Annotated in this window: 14 protein-coding genes and 4 pseudogenes; 12 read left to right on the plus strand and 6 right to left on the minus strand. The window is 61.8% G+C overall.

The features are described 5' to 3' along the window. Nucleotides 1-20 precede the first annotated feature (20 nt). The 3 genes and pseudogenes from C4901_RS18820 to C4901_RS03675 form a co-directional block, all read left to right on the plus strand. A pseudogene (locus C4901_RS18820) lies at nt 21-1,449 on the plus strand (arsenic transporter). Nucleotides 1,450-1,483: 34 nt separating this feature from the next. Further along, nucleotides 1,484-1,567, plus strand: coding sequence for a hypothetical protein (locus C4901_RS19110; RefSeq protein WP_110136184.1), 84 nt, complete (start codon nt 1,484-1,486; stop codon nt 1,565-1,567). 649 nt (nt 1,568-2,216) lie between these two features. Continuing rightward, nucleotides 2,217-2,624: pseudogene (locus tag C4901_RS03675) on the plus strand (transposase); the annotation flags it as partial. Between the two features lie 2 nt (nt 2,625-2,626). On the opposite strand, the gene C4901_RS19115 reads toward C4901_RS03675, so the two are convergent. Then, nucleotides 2,627-2,827: a GGDEF domain-containing protein gene (locus C4901_RS19115; RefSeq protein WP_370445962.1), complete on the minus strand. Its 201-nt coding sequence runs from the start codon at nt 2,825-2,827 to the stop codon at nt 2,627-2,629. 240 nt (nt 2,828-3,067) lie between these two features. Between C4901_RS19115 and C4901_RS03685 the strand changes: the two genes are divergently transcribed. From C4901_RS03685 to C4901_RS17500, 3 genes are all read left to right on the plus strand, one after another. Beyond that, entirely contained in the window at nt 3,068-3,697 is a 630-nt protein-coding gene (locus C4901_RS03685; RefSeq protein ID WP_168185527.1) for a transposase family protein, read from the plus strand. Nucleotides 3,698-3,715: 18 nt separating this feature from the next. Next, the gene (locus tag C4901_RS03690; protein WP_168185528.1) at nt 3,716-4,543 is read left to right on the plus strand and encodes an ISL3 family transposase; all 828 of its coding nucleotides are present in this window, start codon (nt 3,716-3,718) and stop codon (nt 4,541-4,543) included. 598 nt (nt 4,544-5,141) lie between these two features. Continuing rightward, entirely contained in the window at nt 5,142-5,300 is a 159-nt protein-coding gene (locus C4901_RS17500; protein WP_168185529.1) for a hypothetical protein, read from the plus strand. Nucleotides 5,301-5,379: 79 nt separating this feature from the next. Here the strand turns inward: C4901_RS17500 and C4901_RS03695 are convergent, their stop codons facing one another. Together C4901_RS03695 and C4901_RS03700 are read right to left on the minus strand one after the other, a co-directional pair. After that, on the minus strand, nt 5,380-5,604 hold the full coding sequence (locus C4901_RS03695; protein ID WP_110136188.1) for a ribbon-helix-helix protein, CopG family: 225 nt from the start codon (nt 5,602-5,604) through the stop codon (nt 5,380-5,382). After that, on the minus strand, nt 5,601-6,020 hold the full coding sequence (locus C4901_RS03700; protein WP_110136189.1) for a putative toxin-antitoxin system toxin component, PIN family: 420 nt from the start codon (nt 6,018-6,020) through the stop codon (nt 5,601-5,603). The genes C4901_RS03695 and C4901_RS03700 overlap by 4 nt, the downstream gene beginning before the upstream one ends. 199 nt (nt 6,021-6,219) lie before the next feature. Between C4901_RS03700 and C4901_RS03705 the strand changes: the two genes are divergently transcribed. The 4 genes from C4901_RS03705 to C4901_RS03725 all read left to right on the plus strand — a co-directional run bounded on the left by C4901_RS03705 (nt 6,220) and on the right by C4901_RS03725 (nt 9,272). After that, entirely contained in the window at nt 6,220-6,993 is a 774-nt protein-coding gene (locus C4901_RS03705) for a Druantia anti-phage system protein DruA (protein ID WP_205736167.1), read from the plus strand. 268 nt (nt 6,994-7,261) lie between these two features. Then, nucleotides 7,262-7,582 (plus strand): transposase, encoded by a 321-nt coding sequence (locus C4901_RS03710; RefSeq protein WP_168185530.1) that lies wholly within the window; start codon nt 7,262-7,264, stop codon nt 7,580-7,582. Nucleotides 7,583-7,588: 6 nt separating this feature from the next. Beyond that, nucleotides 7,589-7,774: a hypothetical protein gene (locus C4901_RS03715; RefSeq protein WP_110136192.1), complete on the plus strand. Its 186-nt coding sequence runs from the start codon at nt 7,589-7,591 to the stop codon at nt 7,772-7,774. Between the two features lie 607 nt (nt 7,775-8,381). Further along, on the plus strand, nt 8,382-9,272 hold the full coding sequence (locus C4901_RS03725; protein WP_110136194.1) for a DHH family phosphoesterase: 891 nt from the start codon (nt 8,382-8,384) through the stop codon (nt 9,270-9,272). Nucleotides 9,273-9,634: 362 nt separating this feature from the next. Here C4901_RS03725 and C4901_RS18410 read toward each other — a convergent pair. After that, nucleotides 9,635-9,850: pseudogene (locus C4901_RS18410) on the minus strand (IS21 family transposase); the annotation flags it as partial. Between the two features lie 298 nt (nt 9,851-10,148). Here C4901_RS18410 and C4901_RS03735 point away from each other — a divergent pair. Both C4901_RS03735 and C4901_RS18415 read left to right on the plus strand, forming a co-directional pair. Then, the gene (locus C4901_RS03735) at nt 10,149-10,493 is read left to right on the plus strand and encodes an OmpA family protein (RefSeq protein ID WP_110136196.1); all 345 of its coding nucleotides are present in this window, start codon (nt 10,149-10,151) and stop codon (nt 10,491-10,493) included. Nucleotides 10,494-11,186: 693 nt separating this feature from the next. Next, nucleotides 11,187-11,663: pseudogene (locus tag C4901_RS18415) on the plus strand (ArsB/NhaD family transporter); the annotation flags it as partial. Between the two features lie 31 nt (nt 11,664-11,694). Here the strand turns inward: C4901_RS18415 and C4901_RS03745 are convergent. Next, nucleotides 11,695-13,083, minus strand: a complete 1,389-nt coding sequence (locus C4901_RS03745) for a PhoH family protein (RefSeq protein ID WP_110136198.1) — start codon at nt 13,081-13,083, stop codon at nt 11,695-11,697. Next, complete coding sequence (locus C4901_RS03750; RefSeq protein WP_110136199.1) at nt 13,083-13,559, minus strand: peroxiredoxin; 477 nt, start codon at nt 13,557-13,559, stop codon at nt 13,083-13,085. Before C4901_RS03750 ends, C4901_RS03745 begins: the two co-directional genes overlap by 1 nt. Nucleotides 13,560-13,776: the final 217 nt, after the last annotated feature.

Below are 13,776 nucleotides of genomic sequence, written 5' to 3' on the forward strand. Positions count from 1 at the left end.
CCGCGTAGGGAGGGATGGGAATGGTATTGGCGGTGGCGGTCTTCGTGTTCACGCTCTTTTTGGTGATTGTACAACCCAGAGGGCTCGGTATCGGCTGGGGCGCGACCATAGGCGCGGTCGTGGCTTTGGCGCTCGGCGTGGTGCACGTCCAGAACATTCCTGCGGTGTGGGACATCGTCTGGAACGCAACGCTGACCTTCGTGGGGCTCATCATCATCTCGCTGTTGCTAGACGAGGCCGGATTTTTCCATTGGGCGGCCTTGCACATGGCGCGTGCCGGCGGCGGGCGCGGCCGGCGGCTCTTTCCACTCATCATTCTTCTGGGGACCCTGGTCGCCGCGTTCTTCGCCAACGACGGCGCGGCGCTCATATTGACGCCCATCGTGCTGGCCATGCTGGTGGCTCTTGGGTTTTCTCCGGTCGCCGCGCTCGCGTTCGTGATGGGCACGGGTTTCATCGCCGACACGACCTCGCTGCCTTTGGTGATCTCCAATCTCGTCAATATCGTGTCGGCCGATTTCTTCGCTATCCCGTTTCGGCGCTATGCGATGGTCATGGTGCCCGTGGATATAGTGGCCGGCCTCGCGACATTTGCCATGCTGTGGTTGTACTTCCGGCGTGATATCCCGCGGACCTACGATGTCAGTCGACTCGAGGCCCCGGCGACCGCGATCAAGGACCCGCTGCTCTTTCGCTTGTCGTGGCCGGTGCTCGCCCTGTTGCTCGGCAGCTATTTTCTGGCCGGGCGCCTGCGGGTCCCGGTATCGCTGCTCACGGGGCTTGCGGCATCGATCCTTTTGCTGGTGGCAGCGCGTGTCTGGCGGGCGGGGAGGGGGGCCGTGGTGCCGGTCGCGCGCGTGCTACGCGAGGCCCCGTGGCAGATCGTCGTGTTCAGTCTCGGCATGTATCTCGTCGTCTATGGTCTGCGCGATGCCGGGCTCACGGCATGGCTCGCGCGACTGCTTCAAGGGTTCGCGGCCCCGCGAGGCCCCGTGGCAGATCGTCGTGTTCAGTCTCGGCATGTATCTCGTCGTCTATGGTCTGCGCGATGCCGGGCTCACGGCATGGCTCGCGCGACTGCTTCAAGGGTTCGCGGCCCACGGGCTCATGATGGCGACCATAGGGACCGGTTTTGTGACCGCCATCCTGTCGGCGATCATGAACAATATGCCGACCGTACTCGTGGGTTCGCTTGCCATCCACGATGTCGTTGCCGTTCCGGCGGCCACGCGCGAGGCGATGATCTACGCCAATGTGGTCGGCTGTGATATCGGGCCGAAGTTCACGCCGCTCGGGAGTCTCGCCACGCTGCTCTGGCTGCACGTACTGGCGCGCAAGGGGCAGACCATTTCGTGGCAGACCTATATGCGCGCCGGGCTGATCATGGCGCCGCCGGTCTTGTTGACGACGCTTGTCGCGCTCGGGCTCTGGTTGCGGTACCTGGGGTGAGGATGACGGGCAGACCATTTCGTGGCAGACCTATATGCGCGCCGGGCTGATCATGGCGCCGCCGGTCTTGTTGACGACGCTTGTCGCGCTCGGGCTCTGGTTGCGGTACCTGGGGTGAGGATGACAAAAGTAGTCAATTCCATAAATATGCGTACGTATTATATTGCGGATGAAATATTGAGTGTGGCATCTTGACGCGAGTCGCCAACGACGATTCGCCCATGCCAAGGGAAAGTCCATTCCGGATAGTCCTATCTGCAGAAGAGGTGGGTGAATGGCATAGGAGATCCGGGAAATATACGTTGCCGTATTTCGAGGTCGTGCGCGCCAAGATGATTCTGATGGCGGCGAGCGGGGGGGGTGGCAACGATGAGATCGCCCAACGGTTGGGGGACCCGGCGAGAGGTGTCAGTCACTGACGTAAGCGCTTCATGCACTCTCCCGCCGCCAAGCCGCTTACGCGGTTGGTGCGGGGGTTTCTTGCCTCACGAGAAGATTTTCCTGGTTCCTTCTGTAACGTCGGTCGCTTTTTAAGGCTTGAGCCACGCAACATACCCCGGGTTCTTTTTGGGTGACCGAGAGAACGGCCCCTGTTTGAGCTTGAGACAGTCCAGATGTAGGAAAGGCCGGCGATCCTCTGATATCGTGGGAAGTTCTCACACTTTTCACAATAGATGTATTGACCTGCCCGACCTCAAGCGACGTGGGTTAAGCTTACGGTCGGGTAAACCCCCATCAACTCAGAGCCACCATTGAGGGGGCAGGTCATGACGAAGTGTAGCAAGTACGTAGGGCTGGATACACACAAAGACACCATAGCGGTCGCCATCGCCGAGGCCGGCCAGAGTAAGCCCCGCTATTACGGGGAGATCGCCAACACCCCGGAGGCGGTGGCCAAACTCGTGAGGAAGCTAAGCCCCCAGGGGGAGGTCCTGTCGTTCTGCACCAAGGCCGGTCGCTGCGGCTACGGGATCTTTCGTCAGCTGACCCATCTGGGCCATGCCTGTGCGGTGGTGGCGCCCTCGCTGATCCCCGTAAAGCCCGGGGACCGGGTGAAGACCGACCGCCGGGACAGTGAATCGCTCGCCCGCCTGCATCGCGCCGGTGAGCTCACCGCCGTGTGGGTCCCGGGACCGGAACAAGAGGCGGTGCGCGATCTCACGCGGGCCCGGGAAGATCAAAACTCGTCTCCTCCAATACGACTGACAGTGTCTTCTTCCCTCGCGCACAGCTGGAGCGCGTGCCCGACGCTCCTTAAGACTCGGTCTCCGGTCTCGTGGCCGTATGTGTCGTTTATCAGCTTAAATTTATCAATGTCTATAAACATTAATGCCAAGGACCACGAATGGCGCTCGGTTTGAACTAAGGCGTACTCCAATCTGTCGTTAAATAGTGCCCTATTAGCGAGCCCGGTGGCGGTGTCGTGATAAGCAAGGTAACGATTGTGTTTTTCTGGCTCTATCCGACTTTCCCCACGGTATCGACTTGATAATCAGGCAGGGCTGATGGGTGTGGCGGCGTAAACGGGCCAGGGTGGGATAGGCGTTAGGTGGGGTGATATCTGTCGGGGCGTACAAGGGCTTGCAATGGAGGGTAAACACAGGTCTCCTCTCAGTTGTTGACCAGTCATCGACAAAGAGAGGAAACCCAGAGCCGCCTGACGTTGCTGGCGAAAATACACCGCCTGAAAGACCTAAAAATCACCGCCTTCTCATTCCAACAACGCGATACGGAACGCCATCTCTGGGTCAAGCCCTTCAAAAACGGTTGCCGCTGCCCAGTGTGTGAGCGCCGCTGCCCAATCGTGCGCCAGGCCCAGGAGGCCCGATCCTGGGAGGACGTAGCGATCTTGGGCCGCAAGACCCTGTTCTGGTATGCCCCCAAGGAGATCCTCTGCCCGACCCATGGGCTCGTGCAGGAGAAAATCCCCTGGGCCGCCCCTTATGCCCGCATCACCTATCGCCTGGAGTTTCGGATCTGCGCGCTCTGCCAGATCATGACGCAAAAGGCCGCGGCCGCCATACTGAAGATGGCCCCATCGACGCTCTCTAACTGTCTGCACCGGGTCATCACCCGGGTGCGCACGGGCCACACGATCCGGGGCTTGGTGACCCTCGGAGCCGATGAGACATCGACGCTCTCTAACTGTCTGCACCGGGTCATCACCCGGGTGCGCACGGGCCACACGATCCGGGGCTTGGTGACCCTCGGAGCCGATGAGATCGCGTATTGCAAAGGCCGGAAATAGGCCACGATAATCTATGATTTGGACCGTTCGCACGTCGTGTGGGTGGGGCGGGGTTTGGGGCGCGAGACCATCGACCGGTTCTTCAACGAACAGTTATCGGATGGCCAGAAGCAGCGCATCTATGATTTGGACCGTTCGCACGTCGTGTGGGTGGGGCGGGGTTTGGGGCGCGAGACCATCGACCGGTTCTTCAACGAACAGTTATCGGATGGCCAGAAGCAGCGCATTCGCTGGGCCAGCTGCGACAGGGGCCGCGCCTACACTGGGGCCATTCAACACCACTGCCCGAACGCCACCCTCGTGATCGATCGCTTTCATGTGGTGAAGGCCTTGAACGAGGCGCTTGATGCCGTCCGGAAAGACGAGTGGCGGGGACTGGATAAGCGGGGGCGTCAGGCCATCAAGGGGCTGCGGTGGATGCTCGGGATGCATGCACGCAATCGCTCCAAGAAACAGTCGCGCTTCTTAAACGCGCTACGCACCTCCAACCGGCGCATCCATCGCGCTTGGGTCTTGAAGGATGAGTTCGAGCGCATCTGGCATTTCACATATCCCGGTGCGGCGAGGCAGTTCTTGAAGCGCTGGATGACCGCGGCCTTGAGAAGCCGGCTGCCCTCGCTCAAGACCTTTGTGACCACCGTACGGAACCACTTCGACAATATCCTCTCCTTCATTGAACGCCCGCTCACCAATGCCGTGGGCGAAGGCATCAACCGTCTACTCAAGATCGTGAAGAACCGGGCCTCGGGATTCCGCGGTTTGGAGCCCTTCGCTGACCTGATCTTCCTTACGATCGGAGACCTCGATATCCCTGCGCACATTCCTTCCGATTTGCGTACGCTGTGAGGGCAGAGGAAAACACTATGAGGCTAGGGAATCTGCGGGTTTTATTGGTGGGGAGATCCGGATATAGCCGTTTTTCTAAGGCCTCGCTATCGCTCAACTGCTTTTCGAGATTTTCCCGTTCGACTACCTCTTCTGCCAGAGACGCGTTGACGACATGGAGCTCATCGGCGCATTCCTGAACTTTGTCTTCTACATGTTCGCTTTGCACTAAGGCCTTACGAATCTCTCCTACGGGGGAATACTCGACTAGTTCTTCTTTCAGAATCAGATTAACTGAGGAGAGATCGTGGGCGCAATTCTCGACTTTCTTCACATTCTCGCTTTGATTTAGAGCTCTTGCCAGTGGCGGGTCAGAGATCGACTCGCGGTTGTCCGATGACGTATCCATTCCAGATTCCTTTATTCTTGCGTCAGAACAAGCGAATGTAAGCCCGACCTAGTGATCGTAGCACGCTGGCAACTCGCAAGCAGGCGCTAGCAGGGTATCTGGACTTACGCCGATTGAGCCGCACGGGCCCGCCATAGCGGTCCGGTGCCTTTGACAGCAAAACCTAACGTTGAATGCTGGGCTTGGCAGGGCGGCAGCGAAAGAAAGCGCGTGATCGGCATCTATACGGAGATAAATATGAGTAGTGACCATGAGTTTTCTATTACACATGAGGCGGGCACCATGGTTTTGGAGGCCAACCGTCTCCTGGCGGAAGAGGAACTGAAAGGCACCGAGGTCATCCGGAAGCCATTGCGGCTGATGGCGTGAAACGTGTTGCTCTGATTCGCCTGACCACCTTCGCGGTGCCCGTCCGCCTCTACCTATGGGGCGTGCCTCCGTGCCCGCCTTACGCCTCTCTGGTTTTAGCGTCCAACCTATCTAGCACGCGCCGTGCGGCTTCGACGTCGCCTTCGGCCGCGAGCAGGCGAAAGCGTCGCTCGACGTCCCAAGCCGCCAACGCCTGCGTCGCCCATTCCTCGAAGAGCTTGTTCATGCTCGTGCCGCGGCTTTGGGCCAAGGCCTTCAGACGCTCCGCCTTGTCATCTGACATTCGTATGGTCAGTGTACTCATGGAAAGACCTCCAAACATTCCGCGGGCGTGATGATGCGCAAGTCCGGGAAGACCATCTCTCCGCTACGCATGTCCCCGACGTTATGTGTGACGACCGCGGCGGCATTCCCGGCCACCGCCAACTCGATGAGGTGATTATCGCCCTCATCGCGGAGATTCGGCCGCCATCCATAATAGACTGAAACCCACTGCCCTTGATGCGCAAAAGCGGCGACGACGACGCGGCGCTCCGCCGCGGTCGTCACGGGCGTCCAGAGGGGTCGCCCCAGCACATCCTCATATTCCGACCACAAGGCGTTGCCGAACAGAGGCGTATAATGGCCGGACAGGGCACGCCGCAAGACTTCGCGGGAGGCGCCCCCCTCGGATCGCAATGCGGCCACAAAGACATTGGTGTCCACCACCAGCCGAACCATTTGTGATAGCATATATGCTTTCATTGCGGTCGGCAACGAGACTCATGCGCCTTCAGCAACTCTCAATGTGGCAATGATTATCAATGAGCAATAGGCGGAGTACGGTGGAGGAGTCCGTTCCACAGTCAGTCGAAGCCATTTCCGGGCGTGGCGAGGGTGGTGGGGGGTAAGGCTTAGCCGCCATGAGCTGGCACAGACGGTGTGCGAGCTCCTCGACTGGCGCCGCCCCAACGGACAACCGAAGACGATCGAATGTCGGGCCCTGCTCGAACGGATGCAGGAGGCGGGGCTGATAGCACTGCCCGCGCTGAAGGCCGGCCGCCCGCGAGGCAGTCGTACTCGGGTTCTGGTGGGTCCAGACCCGGAGCCTGCGGTGACCGACGCCTCGCTTGCCGCCCTGCAGCCGATCCGACGGCAGGGCGTCGCCACACCCAAAGAGCGGACGCTGTGGCGCACCCTCATCGCGCGTCACCATACTCTCGGCCATCGCGTGCCCTTTGGGGCCCATCTCCGCTACCTGATCCAAGCGACATCCCCGCATCCCATGGTCCTGGGCTGCTTGCAGTTCTCCTCGCCGGCCTGGTGCCTTAAGGGACGCGATCAGTGGATTGGCTGGGACGACGCTACCCGCGCTCAGCACCTGCAGTGTGTCATCTGCAACTCCCGCTTCTTGATCTTGCCCCATATGCATGTTCCCAATCTCGCGAGCCATGTGCTGGCGCGCGCCCTGCGGCAGGTCGTCGCCGACTGGACCGCCGCTTACGGCGTTCAGCCCCTCCTGGCCGAGACCCTGGTCGACCCCGCCCGCTTTACCGGACATTGCTATCGGGCTGCCAACTGGATCGATGTCGGTCTCACCACGGGCCGCGGCCGTGAAGACCGCCAACACACACGCCATGGGGTAAGCCCTAAGCGGATATGGCTCTATCCCCTCGTGCCCAACGTCCGACAGAGACTCATGCAAGCCCTGTAGATCGACCGCCACCCCGTTTCGACGCGGCATACTTAACATTGAGAATTGCTGGCATCGGTCCGATCAGCCGCGAGACCATCCGTCGGCTGCTAAAAAACGGCCTCAAGCCCTGGCGCAAAGTGATGTGGTGCATTGGCGCCTTGACCGAGGAATACCGGCAGCGCATGTATGACCTGCTGGATCTTTATGCCCGTCCGTTTCGCGAGGAGGAACCCATCGTCTGTCTGGACGAGAAGAGCAAGCAACGGCTCAGGGATGCGCGCCCCCTGTGCCGGTTCGGCCCCACGCACCCGAGAAACGGGATTACGAGTATGTGCGCGCCGGGACCTGCAACCTGTTCGTGGCGGTCGAACCCAAAGGCGGACGGCGGACCGTCATGGTCACCGATCATCGCGCCAAGACCGATTTCGTGGCCTTCGTGCGTCACCTTCTTGATCGGGTGTATGGCACCGCGCGCCATGTCCACCTCGTGATGGACAATCTCAATACGCACTTTCGCCGGTGCTTCGAGGAGGTACTCGGTGTCGAGGACGCCACCGCACTACTGGCCCGGGTCACCCTCCACTACACGCCGAAACATGCCAGTTAGCTCAACATGGCGGAAATCGAGATCGGTATCCTCGATCGTCAGTGCCTGAATCGCCGCCTGCCGGATCGCGCCACGCTCACCACCGAAGTGGATGCCTGGCAAGGGCGCCGTAACCGGGAGCGACGCGGCATCGAGTGGACGTTCACCCGGCAGGACGCCGATACGAAAATGGCCCGGCATTATGTTGCGTAATTTACGGGTCGGCGTACTAGAACGGGAAGCATAGCGACCTGTTGTGCCCAACAAACACGATCCGGGGTTACGACCATCAACGAGCCGGCCTTCGGGCATGAACTCAGCACGCACGGAGGGACTATACACGCTCCACAATGTTCGGCCCGCAATACGGGTCCTACGACGGGGTATGGCTGGCCGACGGCTTGGTGAGTTGCGGGGCCTCGCACCTTTCCTATGCGATGGCCCGGGCGACCGACCGCGTGCGCCCCGGCGGCGTGCCATACGCCGCCGCCTTCCTCCGGTGCCGCGCCCCCCGGGCCACGGGGGTGGGGTGGACAAACCGCGAGGAATGACGCGAGAGGCTTTGCAGAGTATTGTAGACCGACTTCCAGGTGTGCCCCTCGTGACCTGGATAGCACCGACATCCCCGTGGCGCCTGCTCGGCGCTGGCCCGGTCGGGTTGCACGCGTTGTGCGCGGTGGCGCCACCGCCTTAGCTAATCGACCCGCACGTTACTGGCCTCTCGCCGGCCTGGTTCCGCGCCCTGCTTTATGCCCCGCCCGCGGCGCCTGATATGGGGCCGTGCCTAGGACTCCTGTGTAACACCAACAGGAATCAGCCTATGAAGCCGACACTGTGTATCTACCACGCCAACTGTGCCGACGGCTTCGGCGCGGCCTGGATTGTGCGCAAGGCCCTGGGGCCGGCGGCGGTCGCATTCCACGCGGCCACCTACAATCGGGAACCGCCCGACGTCCGCGGGCGCAACATCGTGCTGGTCGACTTCTCGTATCCGCGACCGGCATTGCCGGCCGCACGGCCGGTCCTGGAGTCGATGCTCGAGGACGCCCATTCCATCCGGCTGCTCGACCATCATGTGACGGCGCGCGACGACCTCGCCGGCCTGACGCACCCCAAGCTGACGGCGGTGTTCGACCTGGACCAATCGGGTGTCGGCGTGACCTGGCGGCACTATTTCCCCGACAGGCCGCTGCCGCCGCTCCTGGCACACGTGCAGGACATGGATTTGTATCGGTTCGCGCTCCCGCGTACCCGCGAAATCCTGTCGGCCGTCTATTCGTATCCGTACGACTTCGACACCTGGAGCCGCCTCATGCGCTCCTCGCTCGGCCGTCTCGTGCGCGAAGGGGCCATTCTGAGGCGGGCCCGCGACAAGGACCTCACGGAGTTGGGAGACCGTCTGACCGGTGTTCAGCCGTGTATCCTGCGACTCGGACGCGACCAGGTGGCGGGACCGGCCTACAATGTTCCCTATATGTTCGTCGGACTGGCCCAGGAGGCCGCGAAGATGTATCCGTTCGCCGCGACGTATTGGATAACGGGCCCGAGCGTGCGGTTTTCCCTGCGCTCGCGCGAGGGCGGCACTGACGTCGCGGCCTTGGCGCAACAGTATGGCGCGGGCGGACATGTCCATGCGGCAGGGTTTGAAGTGCGGCCGCGAGTCCTCTGGCGTGTGCTCTCGGATGAGGCCGAGCCTCCCCTGTTGCAGTGAGGAGTGCCGAGCCTTGCGATATTTTCGGATGCGCCCATTGTGAGCCGTGGACAACCCCCTTTTGTGGGGGCATGGCCCATCCGGCGAATCTCAATTTCGTGCAACCGGCCCCTGGGGCCAGCAATGAGCACGAAATCTGCCGTAACCATCAAGCACCAGACCCGACAAGGTCTGGTGCTTTTCTGTTCTGGTAGGGATGCCCCACGGTTCGCCGCGCAACCGTCGTTCCCGTCAGCCCGGACCGCAGGTCTCTTTCACATTGGCCAGCACGAAGTGGACTCCACTCTTGGTGGGGAAGATGGTGTCATGCATGGCATTGTGGTAGTTATGAGTTCGAGACCAATCCCGATTATGTTACCGATAACATGATCGGGAATGAGGAGCGCGGGCACCGACATCAGGTGGCCGAACAGGCGCACATGGGAGGCGATCCAGTCGGGGAGTGTCTGGGTCCAGGTGGCCTCGGCATAGGCGTACGCCGAGGCCCCGAGCACCGCCACGAAGATCTCGGCGAAGCGGATTTCGCCGGTGGCGGGATGGATGATGGCGACCTTGTCGCCGCTGTAGTCGATGAAGATCCAGCTCGTGTGGGACGCCCGGTACTGGAAGACAAGTATGGCGTTGGCTTGCGGTACGCCCTCACCCACGCCTTTACTTTGCGCGCCGAAGCTGAGCGCTACCGCGTCAAAGATGCCATCGGCAATAATGGCGACGTCGATCTGATTTTGGTCGGATTGGTATATCGCTTCGGAGGCCATACTCGACAGGCCCCGCATCGTGCCCATAGCGAGGCTCGACCAACTGCCTCCGTCGCGCCGACACCTCCGCCAACGAGGGCGCAGCCCGTTGTGGTGGCCCCCGTGGTCATGCTCGGCGATGTCTATTTTCACTATAATAAATAAGGCGACTTTAACCCGCAAGGCCAAGGCCATCCTTGACCGCAACATCGAGATGATGCGGCGTAACCCGCACTATAAGTTTCGAGTCGCCGGCTATACCTCGGCGGCCGGTACGACACAATACAACCAAACCTTGAGCGTCAACCGGGCGCGCGCCGTCAAAGACTACCTCATTCATCACGGCGGCATAGCTCCCGACAGGCTCACGACCATTGGCTTTGGCGATAAGCGTCCCGCCCAGTTCGAGGCCACACCCTCGCATCTGCGATCCCAAGCCGCGCACGCCAATATGCGCGTGCTTTTCGAGATCACGGTGCGATAGCCGCGAACGCATCATATGTAATCGAGTCTTTTCGATGATGCATCACCGATAATAGTCCGACTATTTCGTCCTCGTATTCGCGCCCTCGCCGTAGGGTCGGCGGATAGGGCGCCCCGGCCCTCCCATGGCCGGGGCCTGTGAGCGATTAGCGGGCACGATAAAACCCGAAGAGATCGCGATAGTGCTGCCGGTTTTTCGTCCGAAGGCCAAAAACGAAGGGACGAAATAGACAAGTCGTTTGATTGGTGGCGGTGTTACATGGAAAGTCAGGGGACCCAGGAAAAGCCGCGCAAAGGCAAGCAGCCCGCTCGGCCCCTTCCTGGCCTTGCGGCCCAGGACGGGGAATGCGCCGGCGAATGTTCAAGGAGCGGTTGGCGAGGGCTCGATGAGCGGGCCCGGTCGGGTCGCCCCCGGGCTTCCCCCCAGAGCTCACCGTTGAGATCAAGGCGCTGGCCTGCCGCGCTGCCCGCGGCCTTGGGACTCCCCTTGTCGCGGCTGAGTCTCGCCGATGTGCGCCAGCACGCCGAGCACACCGGCCTGGTGGCGCGAATCAGCGACAGCACCATCTGGCGCTGGCTCAACGAGGACGCGATCCGTCCCTGGCAGCATCGCTGCCGGATTTTTCCCCGCGATCCCCAGTTTCAGGAAAAGGCCGCGCGCGTCCTCGACCTGTATGCCCGCTGTTGGGAGGATCGGGTCCGGCGCGAGGCCCCGTGGCAGATCGTCGTGTTCAGTCTCGGCATGTATCTCGTCGTCTATGGTCTGCGCGATGCCGGGCTCACGGCATGGCTCGCGCGACTGCTTCAAGGGTTCGCGGCCCACGGGCTCATGATGGCGACCATAGGGACCGGTTTTGTGACCGCCATCCTGTCGGCGATCATGAACAATATGCCGACCGTACTCGTGGGTTCGCTTGCCATCCACGATGTCGTTGCCGTTCCGGCGGCCACGCGCGAGGCGATGATCTACGCCAATGTGGTCGGCTGTGATATCGGGCCGAAGTTCACGCCGCTCGGGAGTCTCGCCACGCTGCTCTGGCTGCACGTACTGGCGCGCAAGGGGCAGACCATTTCGTGGCAGACCTATATGCGCGCCGGGCTGATCATGGCGCCGCCGGTCTTGTTGACGACGCTTGTCGCGCTCGGGCTCTGGTTGCGGTACCTGGGGTGAGGATGACCTTAAGCGGCGGGGCTATGCGTGTCTACAGGGTGGCGGTGGCGTGGTCGGCGAGACGTGACCGCTCGCCCCGTTCCAGCGTGACATGGCCCCCGTGCGCCCAGCCCTTGAAGCGATCCACCACATAGGTGAGGCCGGAGGTCGTTTCGGTCAGATAGGGGCTGTCGATCTGCGCGATATTCCCAAGGCACACGACCTTGCTGCCGGGTCCCGCGCGGGTGATGAGCGTCTTCATTTGGCGGGCACTCAGATTCTGCGCCTCGTCGATGATGATGAACTTGCGCAGGAATGTGCGACCGCGCATGAAGTTCAGGCTTTTGACGCGGATGCGCGCGCGAATCAGGTCACCGGCCGCAGCGCGCGCCCATTGCGACCGGCCATGACCATGGGCCTCGCCCTGGTTCAGGATGTCGAGGTTGTCCTCCAGGGCCCCCATCCAGGGGGTCATTTTCTCCTCTTCGGTCCCGGGCAGGAAGCCGATATCCTCGCCCACGGGGATGGTGACGCGGGTCATGATGATCTCGGTGTAACGCCGCTGCTCTATTGTCTGTTCAAGACCGGCGGCGAGCGTAAGCAGGGTCTTGCCGGTCCCGGCGTGGCCGAGCAGTGTCACGAGGTCGATGTCCGGATCCATGAGCAGGTTCAGGGCGAAGTTCTGCTCACGGTTGCGCGCCCGTACCCCCCACACCGCGCGTTCCTCTTTCGTGTAATCGCGCACGGCCTCCAGGCGCGCGCGCCCTGGGCCGATCTCGCGGACGATGGTATCGGGCAGTGAGGCCCCGTCTCCGGGCAGGAACTGACCCACAAACCAGCCCGCCGGGGCATTGCCGCGGATCTCGAAGGCCGGACGTCGCGACTCCCCGGTGGCAAGCGACTCGACCACGTCCGCGGATGTGAGATGCAGCGCCCCGATTCCACGGTACAGAAGGTCAGCATCGTCCAGAACCTGCTCGCTGGTATAATCCTCGGCCCTAAGGCCCAGGGCGCGCGCCTTGATGCGCAGATTGATGTCCTTGCTGACGAGCACCGCCTCACGGCCCGGGTGGTCGCCGGCGAGTTGGCGCGTTATGGCCAGCAATTCGCCACCGACTCCGGATGCCGGCGGCGCCTTGACGCGGTCGTAAGGCGCGGCCCCGAGGGGAATGAAAAGGCGCCCGCCAGCGGCGCCCTCGGCATGTGGTAGTGGCGCTCCGGCGGTCAGATCAGCGGGTGCCGCCACCAGGGTCTCATCGAGAAAGCGGCTGGCCTGGCGGGCATTGCGGGCGCTCTCCGAGCCGCCCTGCTTGTGGGCGTCCAGCTCCTCGAGCACCGCGACCGGGACGTAGACGTCATGTTCCTCGAATCGGTACAGGGCCGCCGGATCGTGCATCAGCACACTGGCGTCGAGAACGAACAGCTTGCGATGCCCGGTCATTACCGCGCAACGATCTCGCGCAGATCCCGCAATACCGCGAGCACATGACCGTCGACCTTGACCTTGCGATATTCCCGGCGCAAGACCCCGTGCTCATCTATAAGGAAGGTGCTTCGTTCGATCCCCATGGATTTTTTCCCGTAGAGGTTCTTTTCCTTGATCACATCGAACGCGCGGCACAGCTCCTCGTCGGTGTCGGCAATGAGGTCGAACGGAAAGCACTGCTTGGTTTTGAAGGACTCATGGGACTTGATGTCGTCACGTGATACACCCAGGACGACCGCGTTCAGGTTTTCGAACTCCTCGTAGTGATCGCGGAAATCCTGTCCCTCGGTCGTGCAGCCGGGGGTATTGTCTTTCGGATAGAAATACAAGACCACGTTACGGCCGCGCAGCTCCGACAGCCGAAAGCCTTGATCGTCCGTCGCTTGCACCACGAGATCGGGGATACGTCCGCCGACTTCGATTTTGCTCATTTCGCGTCCACTCTCCGATGATTGTTCTCAAGGGACCGGACAGATCCGGTCGCAGGGCCGGCGCCGGCGGTCCCGCCTGGGCGTTCCCCGGACAGGGGCCCATGATGGCCCGCGGATCCCCGGCGGGCCTGCGGACGCCGCTTCAGTCAGGGTCGCCGCCGCCGATAGTATTCAGTATCTTGCCATCGCCTACAAGACAAAAGGCGGGCTTGGCGAT

This window comes from Acidiferrobacter sp. SPIII_3, assembly GCF_003184265.1.
Taxonomy (GTDB): domain Bacteria; phylum Pseudomonadota; class Gammaproteobacteria; order Acidiferrobacterales; family Acidiferrobacteraceae; genus Acidiferrobacter.